Source organism: Phormidium sp. CCY1219, assembly GCF_035615515.1.
Taxonomy (GTDB): domain Bacteria; phylum Cyanobacteriota; class Cyanobacteriia; order Cyanobacteriales; family Laspinemataceae; genus CCY1219.
The window spans coordinates 1-20,657 of the sequence record NZ_JAJENT010000360.1 but is presented as its reverse complement, the minus strand read 5'-3'; the positions used below and the strand labels follow the sequence as shown (position 1 = coordinate 20,657).

17 protein-coding genes are annotated in these 20,657 nt (G+C 51.5%); 10 read left to right on the top strand and 7 right to left on the bottom strand.

Features of this window, described 5'->3' with window-relative positions:
* Positions 1 to 143: 143 nt before the first annotated feature.
* Positions 144 to 944, top strand: a complete 801-nt coding sequence (locus tag LKK83_RS06935; RefSeq protein WP_324630256.1) for a class I SAM-dependent methyltransferase — start codon at positions 144 to 146, stop codon at positions 942 to 944.
* Between the two features lie 93 nt (positions 945 to 1,037).
* On the opposite strand, the gene LKK83_RS06930 is transcribed toward LKK83_RS06935, so the two are convergent.
* On the bottom strand, positions 1,038 to 1,805 hold the full coding sequence (locus LKK83_RS06930) for a glycerophosphodiester phosphodiesterase (protein WP_324630254.1): 768 nt from the start codon (positions 1,803 to 1,805) through the stop codon (positions 1,038 to 1,040).
* A gap of 55 nt (positions 1,806 to 1,860) precedes the next feature.
* On the opposite strand from LKK83_RS06930, the gene LKK83_RS06925 reads away from it, so the two are divergent.
* Positions 1,861 to 3,312 (top strand): RecQ family ATP-dependent DNA helicase, encoded by a 1,452-nt coding sequence (locus LKK83_RS06925; protein ID WP_324630253.1) that lies wholly within the window; start codon positions 1,861 to 1,863, stop codon positions 3,310 to 3,312.
* A gap of 173 nt (positions 3,313 to 3,485) precedes the next feature.
* Here the strand turns inward: LKK83_RS06925 and LKK83_RS06920 are convergent, their stop codons facing one another.
* The 4 genes from LKK83_RS06920 to LKK83_RS06905 form a co-directional block, all read right to left on the bottom strand.
* On the bottom strand, positions 3,486 to 3,803 hold the full coding sequence (locus LKK83_RS06920) for an S-layer protein (protein ID WP_324630252.1): 318 nt from the start codon (positions 3,801 to 3,803) through the stop codon (positions 3,486 to 3,488).
* A gap of 48 nt (positions 3,804 to 3,851) precedes the next feature.
* Positions 3,852 to 4,688, bottom strand: a complete 837-nt coding sequence (locus LKK83_RS06915; protein WP_324630251.1) for a CPBP family intramembrane glutamic endopeptidase — start codon at positions 4,686 to 4,688, stop codon at positions 3,852 to 3,854.
* Positions 4,689 to 4,706: 18 nt separating this feature from the next.
* Positions 4,707 to 4,988, bottom strand: coding sequence for an ATP-dependent Clp protease adapter ClpS (clpS, locus tag LKK83_RS06910; RefSeq protein WP_324630250.1), 282 nt, complete (start codon positions 4,986 to 4,988; stop codon positions 4,707 to 4,709).
* A gap of 168 nt (positions 4,989 to 5,156) precedes the next feature.
* Complete coding sequence (locus LKK83_RS06905; protein ID WP_324630249.1) at positions 5,157 to 8,351, bottom strand: DUF7948 domain-containing protein; 3,195 nt, start codon at positions 8,349 to 8,351, stop codon at positions 5,157 to 5,159.
* A 390-nt stretch (positions 8,352 to 8,741) separates the two neighbouring features.
* Here LKK83_RS06905 and glpX point away from each other — a divergent pair, with 390 nt between their 5' ends.
* From glpX to LKK83_RS06865, 8 genes are all read left to right on the top strand, one after another.
* Positions 8,742 to 9,779, top strand: coding sequence for a class II fructose-bisphosphatase (glpX, locus tag LKK83_RS06900; protein ID WP_324630248.1), 1,038 nt, complete (start codon positions 8,742 to 8,744; stop codon positions 9,777 to 9,779).
* A 355-nt stretch (positions 9,780 to 10,134) separates the two neighbouring features.
* The gene (locus tag LKK83_RS06895) at positions 10,135 to 11,433 is read left to right on the top strand and encodes a glutamyl-tRNA reductase (protein ID WP_324630246.1); all 1,299 of its coding nucleotides are present in this window, start codon (positions 10,135 to 10,137) and stop codon (positions 11,431 to 11,433) included.
* Positions 11,434 to 11,771: 338 nt separating this feature from the next.
* Positions 11,772 to 14,819, top strand: coding sequence for a UPF0182 family protein (locus tag LKK83_RS06890; protein ID WP_324630244.1), 3,048 nt, complete (start codon positions 11,772 to 11,774; stop codon positions 14,817 to 14,819).
* 170 nt (positions 14,820 to 14,989) lie between these two features.
* Positions 14,990 to 15,859 (top strand): SDR family oxidoreductase, encoded by an 870-nt coding sequence (locus tag LKK83_RS06885; RefSeq protein WP_324630243.1) that lies wholly within the window; start codon positions 14,990 to 14,992, stop codon positions 15,857 to 15,859.
* Positions 15,860 to 15,973: 114 nt separating this feature from the next.
* Positions 15,974 to 16,192 carry a hypothetical protein gene (locus LKK83_RS06880; RefSeq protein ID WP_324630242.1) on the top strand — a complete coding sequence of 73 codons (219 nt, stop codon included), beginning with the start codon at positions 15,974 to 15,976 and terminating at the stop codon, positions 16,190 to 16,192.
* A 61-nt stretch (positions 16,193 to 16,253) separates the two neighbouring features.
* On the top strand, positions 16,254 to 16,526 hold the full coding sequence (locus LKK83_RS06875; protein ID WP_324630265.1) for a cytotoxic translational repressor of toxin-antitoxin stability system: 273 nt from the start codon (positions 16,254 to 16,256) through the stop codon (positions 16,524 to 16,526).
* Between the two features lie 157 nt (positions 16,527 to 16,683).
* Positions 16,684 to 18,270 carry a glucose-6-phosphate isomerase gene (locus LKK83_RS06870; protein WP_324630240.1) on the top strand — a complete coding sequence of 529 codons (1,587 nt, stop codon included), beginning with the start codon at positions 16,684 to 16,686 and terminating at the stop codon, positions 18,268 to 18,270.
* Positions 18,271 to 18,443: 173 nt separating this feature from the next.
* The gene (locus tag LKK83_RS06865) at positions 18,444 to 19,157 is read left to right on the top strand and encodes a response regulator transcription factor (protein ID WP_324630239.1); all 714 of its coding nucleotides are present in this window, start codon (positions 18,444 to 18,446) and stop codon (positions 19,155 to 19,157) included.
* Positions 19,158 to 19,207: 50 nt separating this feature from the next.
* On the opposite strand, the gene LKK83_RS06860 is transcribed toward LKK83_RS06865, so the two are convergent.
* Together LKK83_RS06860 and LKK83_RS06855 are read right to left on the bottom strand one after the other, a co-directional pair.
* On the bottom strand, positions 19,208 to 19,702 hold the full coding sequence (locus tag LKK83_RS06860; RefSeq protein ID WP_324630238.1) for a low molecular weight protein-tyrosine-phosphatase: 495 nt from the start codon (positions 19,700 to 19,702) through the stop codon (positions 19,208 to 19,210).
* 381 nt (positions 19,703 to 20,083) lie between these two features.
* Entirely contained in the window at positions 20,084 to 20,428 is a 345-nt protein-coding gene (locus tag LKK83_RS06855; RefSeq protein ID WP_324630237.1) for a YbaB/EbfC family nucleoid-associated protein, read from the bottom strand.
* Positions 20,429 to 20,657 lie beyond the last annotated feature (229 nt).

Sequence of the window (20,657 nt, the reverse complement as noted above, 5' to 3'; positions counted from 1 at the left end):
GCTATTTTATTACTATCGCCGTTCTCATCTCGGTGAAGTACCCCCTTGATTTCTAGATTCTCGCCGACGCGAGAATGACAAAGGAGGGCCACTGAACCGATGGAGAACGAGAAACACCCTCTGAAAATTTCCAGTCAATAATCATGCCAGACAATCGATTTGAAAACGAACGACAATTTCACGACGCTTGGGCAGCAACTATCGATATTGATGGAATTCGCGTTGCCGATTACTTTACCGCCTGTACCGCTCCCGAAAATCGATTTATTCTGGATAAAATGGGAGAAGTAGCCGGAAAACGCTTGTTAGATTTAGGCTGTGGGGCGGGGGAAAATAGCGTTTATTTTGCCCAACGGGGAGCTGATTGCGTGGCGGCGGATTATTCCCCAGGGATGGTAGAGGTAGCGATGCAGCTAGCGGCGAAAAATCACGTCAAAATCGAGGGAAAAATTACCAATGCGATCGCCATAGATTTTCCCGACAATACCTTTGATTTTGTCTATGCAGCTAACCTGCTGCACCATATCGGCGACCCCCATCAAGCCATTCAAGAAATGCACCGGGTTCTCAAACCCGGGGGAAAAGCTTGTTTCTGGGATCCGTTAAAGCACAATCCGATTATTAACGTTTATCGTCGCATGGCCACTGAAGTCAGAACCGAAGCAGAAATGCCCCTAGATATTAATATCGTCCACTTTGTCAGTTCCCTATTTGCACAAACCCATTACGATACCTTTTGGCTGGCCACTCTTTGGATATTTTTGCGCTTCTATTTGATTGAAAAAGTCCATCCCAACCAAGAGCGCTATTGGAAAAAGATTATTATCGAGTCAGAGCGATTAGAATCGGAATATCTAGCATTGGAAACCCTCGATAAAATTTTGAAAAAAATTCCGCTAATGAAGCGCTATGCTTGGAACTTAGCGGTAGTAGCGGTAAAATAGAAGTTGTATGGTGGGCATGCTACTGGAGTGGTAGGGTAGGCATTGTCCACCATACACTTCAATCGAGGAAAAGGGCACCGCACAGGCCACAGGTCAATCCATGAATCGCGATCGCAGTAAAAACCGCCGCTTTTTCGTCACTCCAGGGCCGATCAAACAATTGGTTTCGATGCGAACTACACCGAGTTCCACTAACTTTTGAAAATCCTTGGGTTTATCCACAGTCCAAGCTACCACATCGACCCCTCGCTCTTGACTGGCTTTAATCAAACCCGGATATTTGAGCAACAGCGGATAGGCACTCATTATCACCGTATTGCCGGCATTGGCTGCTTTCACTAATTGCGTGCGATATCCCTTGCGGGTAGAAACGATATAGCCAAAATTGAGCATATCCGCTCTTTGACGAACTCGGTCGATAAATAACGGATTAAACGAAGCCAGAATACAGCGATTTGCCCATCCCAGTTCGAGCAATAAATCCACTAATTCATCGATTTGAGTATCGGACCAAGCGCGATGAGTTTTGACTTCCAGATAGAGAAACTTTTTCAGCGATTCGATCGCAATCAGCGCTTCTTTTAACGTAGGGATTGGTTCAGCGCGATAGCGATCGCTAAACCACACCCCAGCATCCAGATCCTTCAGTTGAGCCACGGTCCTTTTTCTAACTTTGCCCAGGGTACCCGTAATCCGAGTTAAGGTGGCATCATGGAACACCACCGGTACCCCATCCGCACTCAACTGCACGTCAAACTCAATGGAATCTGCTTGATGTTCGATCGCCGCCGAAAATGCCGCCAGGGTGTTTTCCGGTGCTATGCTAGAGAAACCGCGATGGGCAATAATTTCAACTTCCACAATCTTAATCCAGTAAAATTACTCAATCATCTGCCTTAACGATACCGTTTTTTCCATGAATTGCGATCGAAATTTATCCTGGAACGACGTTCGCGAAGCCTTTCGGCAAATTTGGGGTTATGCGGATTTTCGACCCCCCCAAGGCGAAATCGTGCAAACCCTTTTGCAAGGGAAAGACGCCCTGATTGTGTTACCCACTGGTGGCGGGAAGTCCATTTGCTTTCAACTGCCCGCCATATTGCAAACCGGCATTACTCTCGTGGTGTCGCCGTTGGTGGCGTTGATGGAAAACCAAGTGCAAGAACTGCACCAGCGACAGCTTTCCGCCGCATTGTTACATGGGGAACAAGACAAACAGCAACGGCGCAAAACTCTCGCAGCAATCGAACGAAATCAATTGCGCTTGCTTTATCTGTCACCGGAAACCCTGCTGAGTCCCCCAGTTTGGGAACGCTTATCGCAACCGGAATTACCGATAAATGGTTTAATTTTGGACGAAGCCCATTGTTTGGTACAATGGGGGGATACCTTTCGACCGGCTTATCGGCGTTTGGGTGCGGTGCGTCCGGCGTTGCTGCAGTCGAAACCGGCGGGAACGAAAATGGCGATCGCTGCCTTTACCGCCACTGCAGATTCCGCCGCCCAACAGACAATCAAAAAGGTATTGCAACTGCAACAACCGCAACTATTTTTAAATAATCCCTATCGCCCGAATTTGGATTTACAAATTAAAATTGCTTGGACGCCAAAACACCGTTGGCAACAGTTAATTCAGGTGATTAAATCCCAGCGATCGCAAGCCGGGTTGGTGTACGTTCGCACCCGAAAAGATGCAGAAAAACTCGCCGCCCGCTTAGGCAAAGAAGGCTTTTCCAATCGCGCCTATCACGCCGGTTTAAGTGCCCGAGAACGTCGGGAAATCGAAAGCGCCTGGATGAGCGATCGCCTGCAATTTGTGGTCTGTACCTGCGCCTTTGGCATGGGGGTGAATAAACCCAACGTGCGGTGGGTGGTGCATTTCCAAACCCCTGCATTGCTATCGGAATATATCCAAGAAGTAGGTCGCGCCGGTCGCGATGGCAAACCCGCGATCGCGCTTTCCCTGGTTAGCGAATGTACCGGATTCCTCGATCCGGGAGACAAACAGCGACGGGAATTTTTTGCCACCCAGCAGCGATCGCAATACCAACGCGCCCGCCAACTGGCCAAAAAACTACCCCCCCAAGGCAATATCGCCGCAGTAACTCGGAAATACAAAAACGGCGCGATCGCCCTTTCTCTGCTCCACAGTACCGGCCAATTGCAATGGCGAGATCCGTTTCATTATATCATTTCCGGTCACAATTTCCCCGCCACATTGGAGAACGAAAATGCAACCAAACAAATGGCACAATTTCTCTTTACCCGCCACTGTCGCTGGCAATTCTTATTAGCAGCATTCGGCTTCTCTGACGCCGCCAAAAACATGCGTTGCGGTCATTGCGATAATTGTCGAAAAAAGCGATAACCACCGTAGGGTGCGTGACCCCCGGGACTCGGTGAGGCAATTTCACCGCTGATTGGAGGCGGGGGTCACGCACCAAAGCTTCAATTGACCCTGGTAACGAGTAAAAAAAAGAGTCCGCGTAGGCGGACTTGGTTTGGTTTGGCGCGATTTTAATCGCCCGCTTCAATCCCCCGCTATTGCTGCGGCAACAAATCCCCTTCGCGAATCAATCTTTCTATTAATTCCGGTGGTGTTGCGGAACGAAACGGACCGCAATAGCCGATTTTTTGTACCGACGAATAGGCCCAATGATTCCGGGGAACATCAGTATAAAGTGGGGGTAAAACTTCCACCCGGTCTTGCACGCAAGCGCGGACAATTTGCTCGCGCGTTACCGGGGCTTGTGCCCGAGGCGCGGACTCAGAAACCGGGGCGCTGTCTTGCGATCGCACCGGCATCGCCCATCCCGCGATCGCCATCAAACTGGTGGCTATTGCAAATATAACTCTCATCTCTATCCTCCCGATTCAATAATATACAATTGCCGGATGTTCGTTTTCTCACTTAGCGAGGTCTGGGGGGCTGGTGCGATACATAGCAGTGGCGATCGCGCCCAAAAACAGCAATCCCATCACCCCCGCCAACGGATTGTTATCCAACCCGGTAATCCAAGCCGGAACCGCGCCGGAATATTGCACCAATTGACCCACATTAATGATATAATATCCCCAAACCAAGCCGGCATGAAAGCCAATGGGTTTACCGAGACGACCCTCGCGCGATCGCTTCGCCCAACCCAAGGTCAATCCCAACAACACCAAGCCAGGAAACGCCGGAAACGTGCGAATAATTTCTTCCCAAGGCTTAATAAAATGCAGCACAGCGAAAATCGTAGCATTCGCCCCCAACGATACTCCCGGGGAATAATCGCGCTGTAACTCATCTAACAACCAGCCGCGAAATAACAATTCCTCAGCAAACCCCACCCCCAAAGCCACCAGCAACCCTTCCCCCATCACCAGGGGCAAACCGGACAGATTCGGCACCTGCCATTCCAACCATCCCAGCAGAGTTTCCAGGGTCAACAAACTCAGCAAACCGAACAAACCAAGGCCAAGTCCTCCGAAGAGGTCTTGGCCATTTTTGCGAGAGAATTCTAGCCCATAAAGGCGCAGAATCTGAGGTTGCCCGTAGACATAGCGACCCCACAACCGGGCGAGGAAAATAAACGCGGCATATAAGCCGGTCATCGCCAGAATGCCCGCCCAATTTGGGTCCGGAACGAGCCAATAAAGGGGTAAACCAATCGGACCCCAAACGGCGAGAAGCAACAGCAAGAAAAGTGCCAATCTCGCGGGCGCGGGATATTTCCCAACGCGACTCAAATAATCTTTCACGCTTCAGCGCCTTTGTTGCTACTCGTCCGGTTCGATCGTACTCGTCAGTCCGTGGGTTTTCAACGTTTCGCAATAGAACTCGGCATGTTCTTGGGCGCAAGTAATCACCAATGCGATTCCGTTGGTATGGGCTTCCATCATAATGCTGACCGCTTGGGGTTGAGTCAGACTCGACACCGTTTGCATCAGCACTTGCACCACATATTCCATCGGATTGAAGTCATCATTATGCAGCAACACGCGATAACGCGGTGCTGTTTTGCGAACAGTGGAACGTTTTTCAACGGTCTGTACGGACAAGGTTTTCCTCCTTATTATGTAATTGTACTCAGAAGATTTTAAAGCATTGAAACGTTCTGGTTTCAAAATACCTTACAAATGAATTGCCCGATCGCCAAGGAGGGAAAACCACACCCGATCGCCAGGGAGGTTTGCACCTTGACGAGACTGGCGCTGGTTTATTGTAGCTTATCCCGTACCGGAACGGCCCTCCTCAAAACCGAACAAAACGAAATGTTCGTACCCACTGCGAAACACCCCGCGATTCACCGCCCGGGCAACATCGAGATTCGCCAGTAGATAGGCATTTTCGTTAAAAATCGGGCTAGGTTGACGACCCTGTAATTCCCCCAATTCCACGAAATGGTCGAACCCACTGTTAAACCCACCGGCGCGAACGATCGCCGCCACTTCTGGATTTTCGGCCAGATAAAAATTCTCGTCAAAAGCCACATTAGGACGGCGTGCTTCAAACTGTCCGAATTGGATATAGTGACCGAATGCCGTATCAAAAACCCCCGCCGATATCGCCTCAGCGATATCGGGATTTTGCTCGCGATAAAAGTCTTCCAGAAAAAGCGTCGCGCGGCGATCGCGCCCTTCAAAAAACCCAAAATTCACGAAATGGTCGAACCCACTTTCAAACACCCCAGCCGCAACCCCCGCCGCAATATCGGGATTGTCCACCAGATACTCCCCTTCATCGAATAGGGGGGTGGGGGCTTCGCGTCCCTCCGCCTCGCCGAACACCCGAAAATGTTCCAACCCACTGGCAATGTCACCCGCCTCTACTGCTGCGGCGATATCCGGGTTTTGTGCTAAATAAAGCGACTCGTCAAAATACACCGTCAGCGGATCGAGACCCGTTTGGGAGACAAACTCGATTAGGTTTTCAAACGTTGGCGGCGGTGGCGGCGGTGGCGGTGGCCCTGGGGGAACTTCCCCTCCAGGCGGCGGAACTTCCCCTCCAGGCGGCGGTGTGGGTTCCGGCGGTGGCGGGGGCGGTGGGGGCAACGGTTGTGCGATCGCCGCCACAAACGCATCTCCCGCAATTCCTCCCGGCATTTCCGGTAAGGGATTCACCGTCGGGAAATTAACCGACGCCGTTTGTCCCGTCACATAAGCAGTTCCCGCACTATCCACCACAATTCCATTCCCCGCGTCGAACCCATTTCCTCCCAGGTAGGTTAAATAGTCGATCGCCTCTCCCGTCGCCGTCAACTTGCCCACAAACGCATCGCCACTCCCGCCAAAGGAGGGTTGTACCACAAATAAGGTAGGCAAGTCCGCAGAATTGGTCTCCCCGGTAATGTAAACATTCCCCTCCCGGTCGATCGCCATATCGTTGCCTTCTTCAAAACCACTTCCGCCCAGAAAGGTGGAAAAAATCACCGTCTCGCCACTAGGAGACAGTTTCGTGACAAAGGCATCGGATAACCCACGCAAAGACCCTTGCAAGGCATTTTCCACCGGGAAATCCCCTAACCCTTGAATCGCTTGTGGTTGTGCCGCGCGCGGGACCCCGGAGGTGCCGGCCACATACACATTTCCTGCCGGATCCACGGCGATCGCATTCCCCACATCGCGATCGCGTCCTCCCAAGAAAGAGGAGAAAATCAACTCACTGCCCTCGGGATTGAGCTTCGTCACAAACGCATCGCCGCCCCCGCTGAAACGCCGTTGAAATTCATTCACCAAGGGGTAATTATCCGCATTGGTTTGGCCGGTGATATAGATATTTTGGCCAGTATCCACCGCGATCGCATTCCCCACATCCCGACTAAATCCGCCCAAATAGGTAGAGTACAGCAACTCGCCCACCGGCGAAAACTTACTGATGAAAATATCCGATTCTTGTCCCCCTTCTCCCAGGGTATCTTGAATCGGATTTACAGTAGGGAAATTCTGGGAATTGGTTTCCCCGACAACGTAAATGTTGCCTTCTGTATCCAGGGTAATTCCATTCCCCGAATCGAATTGAGTTCCGCCTAAGTAAGTAGAGTATTCCAGAAAAGCGCCATTGGACGTCAGTCTAGTGACAAAGGCATCCACGCGATCGGCATCTTCCTCCACCTCCGGCGGCGGCAATGCAGTATTGGTAGTGGGGAAATCCGGGGAACGAGTTTGCCCGGTGATGATGGGATTGCCCCCTGCAGTAACGGCGATATCTAAGCTGTTTTCTTCACCAGTGCCCCCGAGGTAAGTAGAGTAAATGATGGAACTGCCATCGTTAGAGATTTTGGTGATAAAGGCATCAAATGCGAAGGATTCGGGATTGCTGAGAGTTTCTTGGATAGGGATTTGCGTGGGGAAATCCCGGGAAATCGTGTTGCCCGTCAGGTAAATGTTGCCCGCACCATCCAGCGCGATCGCTTCTCCCGTATCTTGCAAGTTTCCGCCTAAATAGGTGGAATATTGCAAAGTTGGATCGATGATTAGGGGATAGTCTGGATTGTATTCGGCCAGATTAAAAGCAACCGTATTATTTTCCCCGATTTGGTAAGAGGCAGAAATGGCGACCCGGGTGCCTTCGATATCTTGGTAAACCACCGGAGCAGTTTCGATTAATTCGCCCAGGGGAGTATGCAAGATAAGTGCGCCATCCTCGCGCAGGGTGATGGCCTCCGTGCCGCTATAGTTGATTTGGATTTGGTTGGGGTCAGCACCGGGGGCGACAATAAATTCGCTTTTCAGGGTGCCATCGGTGCCGCTATAAATTAAGTCAATGCCCTCGTAAAGTTGACGATAGGCGATGTTTTCATAGGTGGAAACATTATGGTAGGAGAGGGAAGAATCGGTGCCGATGAAGTTGGCGACCCCGGGGAGTTTGTCCCTACCTTCGATCGCCGGTTGGGGATTAGCACCGAGAAAGCGCTGACGCACCTCCGTAGTCAGGGGGTCGGCGTTACCTTGAGGCGCGCTGGGTGCCGAGGCGGAGAAGACCACTTCCTCCGGCGTGAAAAACAGAGTATGGCCGGCACCTTTGACCTGGAACTGCACATCAGGGTCAAATTGTCCAGCATTTGTAATAAAACTTAATGGTAAAGTCGAGAACTGGTTTTGCAGTTGCACAGAAACCGGGGAGTTGCCGGTCAGGGGATCCACGGCGATCGCATCCGCCGGGGACTCAGGAGGCACCGGCCAGCGACCTTCCCCCTGACCGTAGAGCAGCCAATGTTGCCACGCACTGTCAAACGAGCCAGTGGCAACCGCTGCGGCTACATCGGGGTAAGAGCGCAGATAAAAATCGCCATCGAACCCACCAGACGGGGGGAGATTGTCGGTGGGGTGGGAAAATAGGCGATCGCGACCCAGGGCGAGCGGGCTTACCGGATCCTCTGGAAAGTCAATGGCCGACTCCTCAACACCTAAGATGTCTTGCATGAGTTGATTTGCGCGCTTCGGATAGGGGATTGCTGCAGAAACCAGAGTAGCAGCTTTTTGCCAGAGTCGGTATTTAGGGCAAAAGGGATTGTGATTTACCCAAGGGGGAAACCCCGCGAAGGAGGATCCGTGCGTAGGTGCGATCGCCACCGCCAAACTGCCCACAGCGGGAAAAGCGCCAAAAGCCAAAGTGGAGTGTCATAAAATTTTCAAAAGCGCGAAATTCCCTCCCAGTCTAAGTCACAGAAGCGCCAGTCCCGAAGCGCAGCAAAACTTAACAAAAACTCAGCCCAGACAGAATCGGCAAGGGTATCCGGACTCTGATAGACTTTTAGACGGTTGTAGCCAGCAGATATGCGCCTAGTAAGGCAGTTGGGAGGATAAATTTCCGTGGATAATGTAATCGGCTTAGAGATTATTGAAGTAGTCGAGCAAGCGGCGATCGCCTCCGCTCGATGGATGGGTAAAGGCGACAAAAACACCGCCGACCACGTAGCGGTAGAAGCAATGCGCGAACGGATGAACAAAATCCACATGCGCGGCAGAATCGTCATCGGTGAAGGAGAGCGCGACGAAGCCCCGATGTTGTACATCGGCGAAGAAGTAGGCATCTGCACCCGCGAAGATGCCGGTCAATACTGCGAACCCGATCAGCTCACCGAAATCGATATTGCCGTTGACCCCTGCGAAGGCACCAACTTGGTCGCCTACGGACAAAACGGCTCGATGGCGGTACTCGCCATTTCCGAAAAAGGCGGACTATTCCGCGCCCCAGACTTCTACATGAAGAAACTGGCGGCCCCCGCCGTGGCCAAAAACCATGTGGATATCAATAAAACCCCCACCGAGAACCTGAAAATTATCTCGGATTGCATGAATCGTTCCATCGAGGAACTGGTGGTGGTGGTCATGGACCGGCCCCGTCACAAAGAACTGATCGAAGAAATCCGTGCCGCTGGAGCCAGGGTGCGTCTGATTAGCGATGGCGACGTCTCCGCCGCCTTGTCTTGCGCCTTCTCCGGAACCAACATTCACGCCCTGATGGGTATCGGTGCGGCACCAGAAGGCGTGATTTCCGCCGCCGCTATGCGCTGCTTGGGCGGACACTTCCAAGGTCAGCTCATTTACGACCCCGATGTGGTAAAAACCGGACTGATTGGCGAAAGCAAAGAAGGCAACATCGCTCGCCTGAAAGAAATGGGGATCGAGGATCCCGATAAAGTGTACAACGCGGAAGAATTAGCCGGTGGCGAAACCGTGCTGTTCGCCGCCTGTGGCATTACCCCCGGTACCTTGATGGAAGGCGTCCGCTTCTTCCACGGCGGCGCGCGCACTCAAGCCCTGGTGATTTCGAGTCAGTCGCAAACCGCTCGCTTTGTGGACACGGTTCACATGTTCGACCATCCGAAGAACCTGCAATTGCGTTAACCCACAAGTTGAGGCGCTGTTGCACCAGGAAGACGGAAAAAGTCAGATAAATTGGGGAATAGAGGAGTGAGTATCCCGAACGGCTCTCACACTATTTTTCCGACTTCCGCCTGTGGGGCGGACCAGACAATGCCGCCCCTCTCCGCCCTCGGAAAACAGTGGTGGAACGGCGAGAAAAGCCTGGACAGATCGTTCGGGAAATGCGGTGCAGGGTACAAATGCACCCCGGGTTGAATTAAGATACACACAAAACAACTCGATTAATTCAATCGCTCTGGACGCAATTCAATACTGGTCTTTCCAGTACAAGTACATCGCGTCAGGCTTGCAAGACTAAAAACTTCAGGGAGAAAGGATGAATATTGCAGTCGTAGGTCTTAGCCATAAGACAGCACCGGTTGAAATTCGCGAAAAGCTAAGCATTCCAGAACCGCAGACGAAAGAAGCGATCGCCCATTTATGCAGTTATCCCCATATTGAAGAAGTTGCTATCCTTAGCACCTGCAATCGCTTAGAAATTTATTTCGTCACCAGCTCCACCGACGCCGGGGTTCGAGAATTAATCCAATTTCTCTCGGAACACAGTCAGTTCCCCGTCGAGCAACTGCGCCAACATCTGTTTATTTTGCTGCAAGAAGATGCCGTCATGCATCTGATGCGCGTGGCAGCCGGTTTGGATAGCTTGGTACTCGGCGAAGGGCAAATCCTCGCTCAGGTCAAAAATACCCACAAACTGGGCCAGCAACATAAAGGCGTCGGACGCATTCTCAACCGCCTGCTCAAACAAGCCATTACCGCAGGGAAGCGGGTGCGAACCGAAACCAGCATCGGCACCGGTGCAGTCTCCATCAGCTCGGCGGCGGTGGAACTCGCCTTGGTTAAAATGCAAGATTTTGCCAGTTCTCGCGTCACCATTCTTGGCGCGGGTAAAATGTCTCGCCTGCTGGTGCAACATCTCCTGGCGAAAGGAGCCACGGAAATCTGCATCGTCAACCGCACCTTGCGACGGGCAGAAGAATTGGCGGCTAAGTTTAAAGATGTGGAACTGCAACTTCATCTGTTGTCGGATATGATGCAGGTGATTGCCGAATCGGATATTGTCTTTACCAGTACCGCCTCTAATCAACCCCTGCTCGATCGCGCGGTACTCGAATCCGGTTTAAACCCCGATCGCCAATTGATGCTGTTTGATATTTCCGTCCCGCGCAATGTGGACGGCGATGTGAACGAATTGCCCAACGTTCAAGCATTTAATGTGGATGACTTGAAAGCTGTGGTGGCTCAAAACCAAGAAAGTCGCCGCCAAATGGCAATGGAAGCGGAAGGATTGCTCGAAGAAGAGGTCGAAGCGTTTGATGTGTGGTGGCGCAGTCTGGAAACCGTGCCCACCATTAGCTGCTTGCGGCAAAAAATCGAAACCATTCGCGAACAAGAGTTAGAAAAAGCTCTGTCTCGCTTGGGATCGGAATTTGCTGAAAAACATCAAGAGGTGATTGAAGCCCTCACGCGCGGGATCGTTAATAAGATTTTACACGACCCAATGGTGCAATTGCGGGCGCAGCAAGATATTGAGGCGCGCCGTCAAGCAATGGAAACGTTACGAGTGCTGTTTAATCTGGAGTCGGATCAGCGCTCCGGTCAACAGTACAGCTAACGCGACCATTCGCGATCGCCCGCTCTTTCCTTCTCTTTCGGATTTAAAACATCTAAATTGCACATTTTTTGCCGGAGAGTCGGGAAACAGAAGGTCGGAAAATCGGAAAATATTCTTTTTCGTTCGCCGCCGCTGTTTTGTTTCTCGACTCTTCGGCTCCTATTTTTCGGAGTCCAGGGAGCCAAGCCACTCCACCTCTATCCTCCCGAGGAGGGGATAAAAATCATTGGGAAAATAAGCAAAGAAAATGTATCGAAGCCCTCGCACTCGGGCGTTGAACCTGCCAGCGAGCTAAAATTAAAACTCTACAGTCTAAACTCTATTATTCTAAAATTGCTATGCAAAAAGGGTTGTGGCAAAGCGCCTTGCCGGCGATCGCGGTGATTCTGGGTCTGTGGATCGGCATAGAGCTATTCGCCCGCATCACCACCGAAAGCCTCTGGTTTGCCGAAGTAGGCTACTCAGACGTATTTTGGCTGCGGATCGGAACCCGCTTTGCCTTACTGCTGCTGGGACTCCTGATGACCGGCGGCTTTCTCGGCGCAAATCTCCTCCTCGCGTCTCGGCTCAAGTATGGGAAATTAGGACTACTCAGCCGCAGTTTCCCCCAACAACCCCAAGGACAAGACCGATGGAAGCGCCAAATTAGCTATCCCATTCCCAACCCCCCCTTCCCCACCCCCAATCCCGCCACCGCCGTGCGCCTGGAAACCCTATTGGCGCTGCTGGCACTCTTGGGACTCCTGGTGGGGGCGATCGTGATTTACTACGGGCAAGTCGCAGCAGAATATTGGCAACCCAACTCTTGGATGTTGGTGGATTCTCCCTCCATCCCAGTAGGATTTGGCATTAAATCCGGAGAAGAAGTCTTTCAGCAGGCGTCCGCAAGCTGGTGGCAAATGGGACTGCTGCTGCTGTTGACGGTGGTGGTGATGATAGAACCGCGCGTGCTCTACGCGATCGCCGCCTTACTCAGTTTGGGCTTCGGATCCATCCTCTCCGGTCAGTGGGCCAAAGTGCTGGTCTTTTTCCATCCCAGCGCCTTTAATCTCACCGACCCCGTATTTCACCGAGACATTGGCTTTTATATCTTCACCTTTCCCCTGTGGGAATTACTAGAATTTTGGCTAATTGGGGTATTGTTATTCGCCCTATGCGCCTCGGGAATCGTCTATCTCGTCTCCGGAAATAGCATCAGCGAAGGTCGATTTCCCGGCTTTTCCGAAGCCCAATTGCGCCACCTACATGGTTTGGGCGCTGCTACGATGTTGGCGATCGCCCTGCGCTATTGGCTGCTGCGCTATCAACTACTTTATTCAGCTGCCGGCGTCACCTATGGGGCCAGTTATACCGAAGCCAATGCCGAACTCTGGATGGATACCGGCTTGAGCCTCCTCGCCGCCGCGATCGCCCTGTTTCTCCTCTTCCAACTCAGAGGAGGCAAACGCGAACCCCAAGAACTCGGGCGCGTTCTGCAGATATTAGGTGTATATATCTCCCTGGTGGCGATCGGCGGCTACCTGATCCCCGGCGCAGTACAGCGCTTTATCGTCCAACCCAACGAACTCGAACGGGAACGCCCTTACATCGAACGCAGCATCGCCTTTACTCGCCAAGCGTTCGACCTCGCCCGCATCGATGTCCGAATCTTTAACCCCCAAGATACCCTCACCTACGAGGATATCCTGGAAAATGACCTCACTATCCGCAATATCCGCCTCTGGGATAGCCGCCCCCTCCTGCAAACCAATCGTCAACTCCAGCAAATTCGCCTTTACTACAAATTTCCCGACGCCGACATCGATCGCTATACCCTGAAAAAAGCCGACCCGGAACCCAACGAACCCCCCACGGAACGCCAGCAAGTCATCCTCGCCGCCCGCGAACTGGACTACAGCGCCGTTCCCGCCGAAGCCCAAACCTGGATTAACCAACACCTGGTTTATACTCACGGCTACGGCTTTACCCTCAGCCCCGTGAATACTGTCGGTCCGGGCGGCTTACCCGATTATTTCGTCCGGGATATCGGCATAGACCCCTCTAGCGTTATCGAAAGTACCTTACGCACCACAGAGGATCGGATTCGCGCCAGCATTCCCATCGGTCATCCCCGCCTTTACTACGGCGAAATTACCGATACTTACGTCATGGCCCCCAGCAAGGTGAAAGAACTGGACTATCCCAGTGGCGATGAAAATGTTTACAATACCTACGACGGGAACGGTGGGATTCCCATCGGCGCTTGGTGGCGTCGCTTGAGCTTTGCCAAATACTTAAATAATTGGCAAATGTTATTTACGGATAATTTTACCCCGGACACCAAGTTGTTATTCCGCCGGGATATCAAACAGCGCATTCAAGCGATCGCGCCATTCCTGAAATTCGATAGCGACCCCTATCTGGTGGTGGCCAATACCCGATTATACAACCCTGGCGTCTCTCCCTCCACCCAATCTTCCCCCTCCGACGATACCTTCCTCTACTGGATCGTCGATGCCTATACCACTAGCGATCGCTACCCCTATTCCGAACCCGGTCCGGACAAATTTAACTACATCCGCAACTCGGTCAAAGTCGTCGTGGATGCCTACAATGGTGACGTGGATTTCTACATCGCCGACCCCTCGGACCCCATTATCAATACCTGGAACGCTATTTTTCCCAACCTGCTCAAACCCATCGACACCATGCCGGTGACGCTTCGCAGTCACATTCGCTATCCGGTGGATTTCTTTAATATCCAATCCGAACGCTTGCTCACCTACCACATGACCGATACCCAAGTCTTCTATAACCGAGAAGACCAATGGCGGGTTCCAAACGAAATCTATGCCAGCGAACGCCAACCCGTGGAACCTTACTATCTGATTATGAAACTTCCCACGGAAACCTCAGAAGAATTTATTCTGCTGCACCCCTTTACGCCGAAAAGTCGCAACAACTTAATTGCATGGTTGGCGGGTCGTTCCGATGGCATTAATTATGGCAAACTTTTGCTCTACCAGTTCCCCAAACAAGAACTAGTCTACGGACCAGAGCAAATTGAAGCGCGCATCAATCAAGACCCGATTATTTCCCAGCAAATCTCTCTGTGGAATCGCCAAGGGTCTCGCGCGATTCAAGGCAATTTGTTAGTCATTCCTATCGAACAGTCTTTGCTCTATGTCGAACCGCTTTACATCGAAGCCGAAGAAAATAGTCTGCCCATTTTAGCTCGGGTCATTGTTGCCTATGAAAATCAAATCGTGATGGCAGAAACTCTCAATATGGCTTTGAAAGCCATATTTCAACAAGAGGCACGCGAAAATACCACATCGCCGACTATCATTCGACCTCTCGAACAACCCTCTATTCCCCTAGATGAACCGCTTTTAGATTTACAATAAGTTTAGGGAAAATTGCAGGGAAAAAGGTTGGCCTCGTTCCCAGAATTATTGCTCTGGGAACTGAGCCAAACTACCGCCAACGCCAACAAAATTCGTTCACACCTGCTATAAATAGGTTGAATATTTGGCTTGATTGATTGCAATAAATAGGGTTTATTATTATAGCACAAATGAAGGAAAAAGTCAATCCCACAGTTGTGATTACAGGGGCATCCACCGGCATTGGCAAAACTTGCGCGATCGCACTGGATGAATTAGGCTATCAAGTATTTGCAGGCGTTCGCAAGTGGGAAGATGCAGACGCATTAAAACAACTCGCGTCCGAACGATTGACCCCCGTGATTATCGATATCTGCGATCGCCAAACCCTGGAAACCGCTTGCCAAAAAGTGCGCGAAACCGTAGGCGATCGCGGTTTAGATGCCTTAATCAACAATGCCGGCATTGCCATTGCTTCCCCATTAGAATTCATTCCCATCGAAGAACTCAGAAAGCAGTTAGATGTCAACGTTTGCGGACAAATTGCCACCACCCAGGTGTTTTTGCCATTACTACGCCAAGCGCGAGGACGAATCGTGAATATGGGGTCAGTTTCCGGCAAAATTGCCTTTCCCTTTCTCGGCCCTTATTGTGCCTCAAAATTTGCCCTAGAAGCCTTAACCGATTCGTTGCGAATGGAGTTGCAACCTTGGGGCATTGCGGTTAGCCTCATCGAACCGGCAAGCATCAATACCCCGATTTGGCATAAATCATTAACGGCGGCGGAGAAAATTATCGATACCCTCCCCAATCCCACCGAATTCAAACGCCTGTATGGAGAAATGGTGGAAAACATAAAAGCAAATATGTTTGCATCGGAAACCACGGGGATTGCACCCGAACATGTAGCAAAAGCCGCAATCCATGCGATCGCTTCCCCCAAACCAAAAACCCGCTATTTAGTAGGGGAGGGCATTTACGTGAAAGCCGCGATCGCCCGGTTCCCGGATCGGTTCAAAGATTGGCTAATCTCCCGTAAAATGGGGCTGCATCCCAAGTGAAAGCGGAGGTGATAGTCGCCAAAACTTGCCCCATAGGAGGCGCATCGAAAATTTCCTCTACCGACTCTAAAATAGGATAAACTAGCAGCAACAACTCACGAGCTAGGCAAATCCATGAGTGTTTTGAGAAAAAAAGTCCGCCACCTAATTCATCAACTGTATTGGCAAGTCGAGCAAATGTCTGATGAGGATTTACAACAAGTCCGGAATGTGGTAGAAAGTCTTTATTACGACCTGTACGTGCTGCGGGCAATTCAGGAAGCCCAGAGCAATCTGACCCCGGGAGATAGCCTCACCCGTGAAGCGGCCATAAAATTTTTGGAGTTGCTATGATAATCTCTAATCACTCAAACATCCCTGCTGTCTAGTCAGAGAGGGGAAACTTTTGCCATCCGTGCTTCTCGACGTGCGCTACACTCGGTCGTTTCTTCGCGATCTAAACCGCTTAAAGCCCCCAAACTTTGAGCGGGTCTATGAGTTCGTCTTCCATAAATTCGTGCATCTCGATCGCCTCCAAGACTTGCCAGACCTCCATCAGTTGGGTTCCAGTCCGATTTTTTATCGGTTTCGCTTCGACAATTACCTGATTGCCATCGAGGTCATCGGTCACGTAGTCAAGTTCCTTCGCATTCTCCCCATTCCCGAGGTGGGAGACGCCTATAAGTGAATGAGTAGTTACAAAGGAATTGATGCGGCGCGATAGTCCTCATTCGCCGGCACGATTGTGTCTATACTGCCGGGAAAATGCTTCCCACAGACAATAGCATTCCACCTCTCTTTTGTAAACTTGTGGTTAGTGAAAACAAGATAAGTTGAGAAATCGTATGGATGCTGCTGCACTCTGGCAACGCTATCAAAACTGGCTCTACTATCACGAAGGGCTACAATTCTATCTCGATGTCAGTCGGATGCGATTCGATGAAGGATTCGTCGAATCCATGAAGCCGAAATTCGAGAAAGCCTTTAAAGACATGGAAGCCTTAGAAGAAGGAGCGATCGCCAATCCCGACGAAAACCGGATGGTGGGGCACTATTGGTTGCGAAACCCGGATCTGGCCCCCAATGCCGAACTCAAAAAAGATATCGTCGAAAACCTCGAACATATCGAAGCCTGGACCAAAAAAGTCCACAGTGGAGAGATCCATCCCCCAGAAGCGTCCAAATTCACCGACATCCTCTCCATTGGCATTGGCGGATCCGCCCTCGGGCCGGAATTTGTGGCAGAAGCCCTCGCCGCCGATTTTCCCCCGATGGCGATTCACTTTATCGACAACACCGACCCTGCCGGCATCGACGCCCTCCTCGAAAAGCTCAAAGACCGGCTGATTACCACCCTCGTCTTGGTGATTTCCAAATCCGGCACCACCCCAGACACGCGCAACGGCGCGATCGAAGTAGAAAACGCCTTTGCCCGTCAGGGATTGAACTTCGCCAAACATGCCGTCGCCATCACCGGCGACAACAGTGCCCTGTACAAACAAGCCAAATCCGAAGGCTGGATCGACACCTTCCCCATGCACGACTGGGTAGGAGGACGCACCTCAGAAATGTCCGCCGTCGGCTTAGTCCCCGCCGCATTGCAGGGAATTGACATTCGCGCCATGTTAGCCGGTGCCAAGGAAATGGACGATGCCACCCGCATTTCGGACATCAAACAAAACCCCGCCGCCCTCCTGGCGCTCTCCTGGTATTTTGTCGGCAACGGGCGCGGCGAAAAAGACATGGTAGTGCTACCGTACAAAGATTCCCTATTGCTATTCAGTCGTTACTTGCAGCAATTGGTGATGGAGTCTTTGGGGAAAGAGAAAGACCTCGACGGCAATATCGTACATCAAGGCATTGCGGTGTATGGGAATAAAGGATCCACGGATCAGCACGCTTACGTGCAGCAACTGCGCGAAGGGGTGCCGAATTTCTTTTTGACATTGATTGAGGTATTGCACGATCGCCACGGAGAGTCGCCCGAAATCGATACTGGAGTGACGACGGGGGATTATTTAATGGGGTTTCTCTACGGGACTCGCAAAGCAATTTACGATAACCAGCGCGATTCGATTACCCTGACGATTCCGGAAGTGAATCCGCGCACCGTGGGGGCATTAATCGCGCTTTACGATCGCGCCGTGGGATTCTATGCTTCCCTGACCAATATTAATGCCTATCACCAACCCGGTGTAGAGGCGGGGAAAAAGGCAGCAGCGGCAATTTTGGACCTGCAAAAGCGCGTGGTGCAGGTGGTGAAAAGCGAAGGAAAACCCTTGTCTCTAGAAGCCTTGGCGCAGAAAGCCCAGGCGAGCGATCGCGTGGAAACCATTTATCACATCTTGCGCCATCTCGATGCCAATCAGCGAGAGGTCAGCTTATCGGGCAACTTGGCACAACCCGCCAGTTTAATGGTCTCTCCCCGGTAAGGTAGCTTCCCCTGAAGCGGGAATTGACTTAGGCTAGAAGTTATGGACGCCACTGCGGTGGAACCCGGGAGAAGTCAAATGGGAGACCATAGGAGGATTGGATTTCACGTTTGGCTGCTTACGGCAACCCCATCGGTGGCGTCTGCATTCAGTAAGCTTGCACTCTGCCCCCCATGCCCTTGACGATTCTTGTTGTTGATGATGATTTTGCAATTCGTCTGTCGATCTGCCATTATCTGGAGGAGTCTGGCTATTCGGTGATTAGCGCCGTTAATGGTCAAGAGGCGCTGTTGAAAGTGGAGGAATATCAACCCCACTTGATGGTCACTGACATCATCATGCCGGAAATGGACGGCTACGATCTGGTGAAGTGCATTCGCCAAAAACCGGCCTTGCGCTTGTTGCCGGTGATTTTTTTGACCGCGCGCGCCTCAACCCGGGAACGGATTTTAGGGTATCAGCTTGGGTGTGACGTTTATTTGCCCAAGCCGTTTGAATTGGAAGAGTTGGGGGCAGTGATTCGCAATCTATTGGAGCGATCGCAGCTTATCCAAGCCCAGTGGCGTTTCTCGCGGCGAGATGAACCACACTCACCCCCGAAAAATGGGAATGGGGAGCGATCGCCATTGCAGGTCGGCCCTCCCCCAACCGCCGAACCATCCTCCTGTACCGGAGAGTCGGGGCCTCGGTCCATTCCCCTCACCGATCGCGAACGAGAGGTGTTGGATTTACTCTCTACGGGTCTTTCTAACGCTCAAATCGGCGATCGTCTCCACCTGAGTCCGCGCACCGTGGAAAAATATGTCAGCGCCCTGTTTAGAAAAACTGACACCACCAATCGCGCCGAATTAGTTCGCTTCGCCATGAAGCATCATATGGTCGAATAATCCCACTCTCGTGGCGGATGGCAAATTGCGGTTTCACCCTTTGCCTTTCCTCAGTTGGGTTTCGCGGTTTCCGATTGCCCTTGCATCACAAAATCCAACACTCCCTCGCAGGCGTCTACTAGCAAATCGATGACTCGGTTGAATCCCTGGGGACCGCCATAATACGGATCGGGCACTTCTTTGAGCTGGTGGTGTCGGCAAAAGTCACACATCATGCGGACTTTTTGTCTGTATTTCTGCTGGGGATCTAGGGCGAGAATATCGGCGTAGTTTTCCCGATCCATTGCCAGGATTAAATCGAAGTTCTCAAAATCGGATTTTTGAAAGCGCCGCGCTTGTCCGATGAAGGTCATGCCCCGTTTTTTGGCAGCTTCCACCATGCGCGGATCCGGCGGACTCCCCAGATGATAGCTGGATGTGCCGGCAGAGTCGCAGATAATTTTATCTTGTAGGTTTCTTTGCCGGATTTGGTCATTCATTATGTTTTCTGCTGCCGGAGTGCGGCAGATGTTACCAAGGCAGACAAACAACAGTTTATAAGGCATCGCTGATTTTTTCCCTGGTTGTGTGGTGAATTGCACTTCTGTGGTTTTCTAGATTCCCCCGGGTTGCCGTTTCTCAGAACGGTAACGCCAATGGAGGCGTGGTTTCCCGCTTCAGGGTGGGGATGGGGTGAATTGTAATATTTTTTTCGTCAGCAGGCCGCATGCTCGCGATCGCGATCGGGTAGGATAGAAGATGTTATTGTAGGACGAATTGTCGGTTGCCTCCTACGGGAGATTTCTGGTAACGGGTTTGTCCCCTCGAGGTTTTTCCCAATTAAATAGCTGGCGTTTTTGTCAAGGGATGGATGCCTTGCAAAACAGCGCCAGCTATGCGATCGCTCGCCCATTTCCGCTGTTGGGAAATGGGCGAGGCAATCGAAATTAGAGACCCGGAATATTCAGTCCGCCCGTCAATTGTTCCATCCGTTCGCGCATGGTGGTGGTGGATTGGGTGTAAGCTTCTTTCATTGCCACGCTCACCAACTCTGAAAGTACCTCAGCTCCTTCACCCAGGGCATCTGGAGAAATCTCCACCCGACGGGGTTCTTGGTTGCCACTCATCACCACTTTCACCAAACCGCCGCCAGCTTCTCCAGTGACTTCGAGTTCGTCTAATTCTTCCTGAAGCTGTTTGGCACCTTCTTGTACTTGTTGTGCTTTTTTGAATGCTTCAGTCAGTTCTTTCATTTTTCCTAGACTGAAGCCAAATCCCTGTCCTTTTGCCATAACGGGTTAACTCTGTATGGGTTAAACTATAATTCTCAATTTTTGCAATTTGTTGCCGGATTGCAAAGTGCTACGCAACTTCTGTGTGGAGTTCCACCGAAGGGCGATCGCAGTTTTTCCGCGATCTCCAGCGCGAACTTTATCCGGGCTGTTTGACTACTCTGCGTGAATCACGCGACGGAGATTCCCCGGAGGGATTTTAGAACTTCCGACAAGTCGGACTCATAGG

What these genes read in the sequence shown, in the direction of transcription:
- LKK83_RS06935 (WP_324630256.1), top strand. Translation starts at nt 144, where the DNA reads ATGCCAGACAATCGATTTGAAAACGAACGACAATTTCACGACGCTTGG.
- LKK83_RS06925 (WP_324630253.1), top strand. Translation starts at nt 1,861, where the DNA reads ATGAATTGCGATCGAAATTTATCCTGGAACGACGTTCGCGAAGCCTTT.
- LKK83_RS06920 (WP_324630252.1), bottom strand. Translation starts at nt 3,803, where the DNA reads ATGAGAGTTATATTTGCAATAGCCACCAGTTTGATGGCGATCGCGGGA.
- LKK83_RS06905 (WP_324630249.1), bottom strand. Translation starts at nt 8,351, where the DNA reads ATGCAAGACATCTTAGGTGTTGAGGAGTCGGCCATTGACTTTCCAGAG.
- LKK83_RS06895 (WP_324630246.1), top strand. Translation starts at nt 10,135, where the DNA reads ATGAATATTGCAGTCGTAGGTCTTAGCCATAAGACAGCACCGGTTGAA.
- LKK83_RS06890 (WP_324630244.1), top strand. Translation starts at nt 11,772, where the DNA reads ATGCAAAAAGGGTTGTGGCAAAGCGCCTTGCCGGCGATCGCGGTGATT.
- LKK83_RS06885 (WP_324630243.1), top strand. Translation starts at nt 14,990, where the DNA reads ATGAAGGAAAAAGTCAATCCCACAGTTGTGATTACAGGGGCATCCACC.
- LKK83_RS06880 (WP_324630242.1), top strand. Translation starts at nt 15,974, where the DNA reads ATGAGTGTTTTGAGAAAAAAAGTCCGCCACCTAATTCATCAACTGTAT.
- LKK83_RS06870 (WP_324630240.1), top strand. Translation starts at nt 16,684, where the DNA reads ATGGATGCTGCTGCACTCTGGCAACGCTATCAAAACTGGCTCTACTAT.
- LKK83_RS06865 (WP_324630239.1), top strand. Translation starts at nt 18,444, where the DNA reads ATGCCCTTGACGATTCTTGTTGTTGATGATGATTTTGCAATTCGTCTG.
- LKK83_RS06860 (WP_324630238.1), bottom strand. Translation starts at nt 19,702, where the DNA reads ATGCCTTATAAACTGTTGTTTGTCTGCCTTGGTAACATCTGCCGCACT.
- LKK83_RS06855 (WP_324630237.1), bottom strand. Translation starts at nt 20,428, where the DNA reads ATGGCAAAAGGACAGGGATTTGGCTTCAGTCTAGGAAAAATGAAAGAA.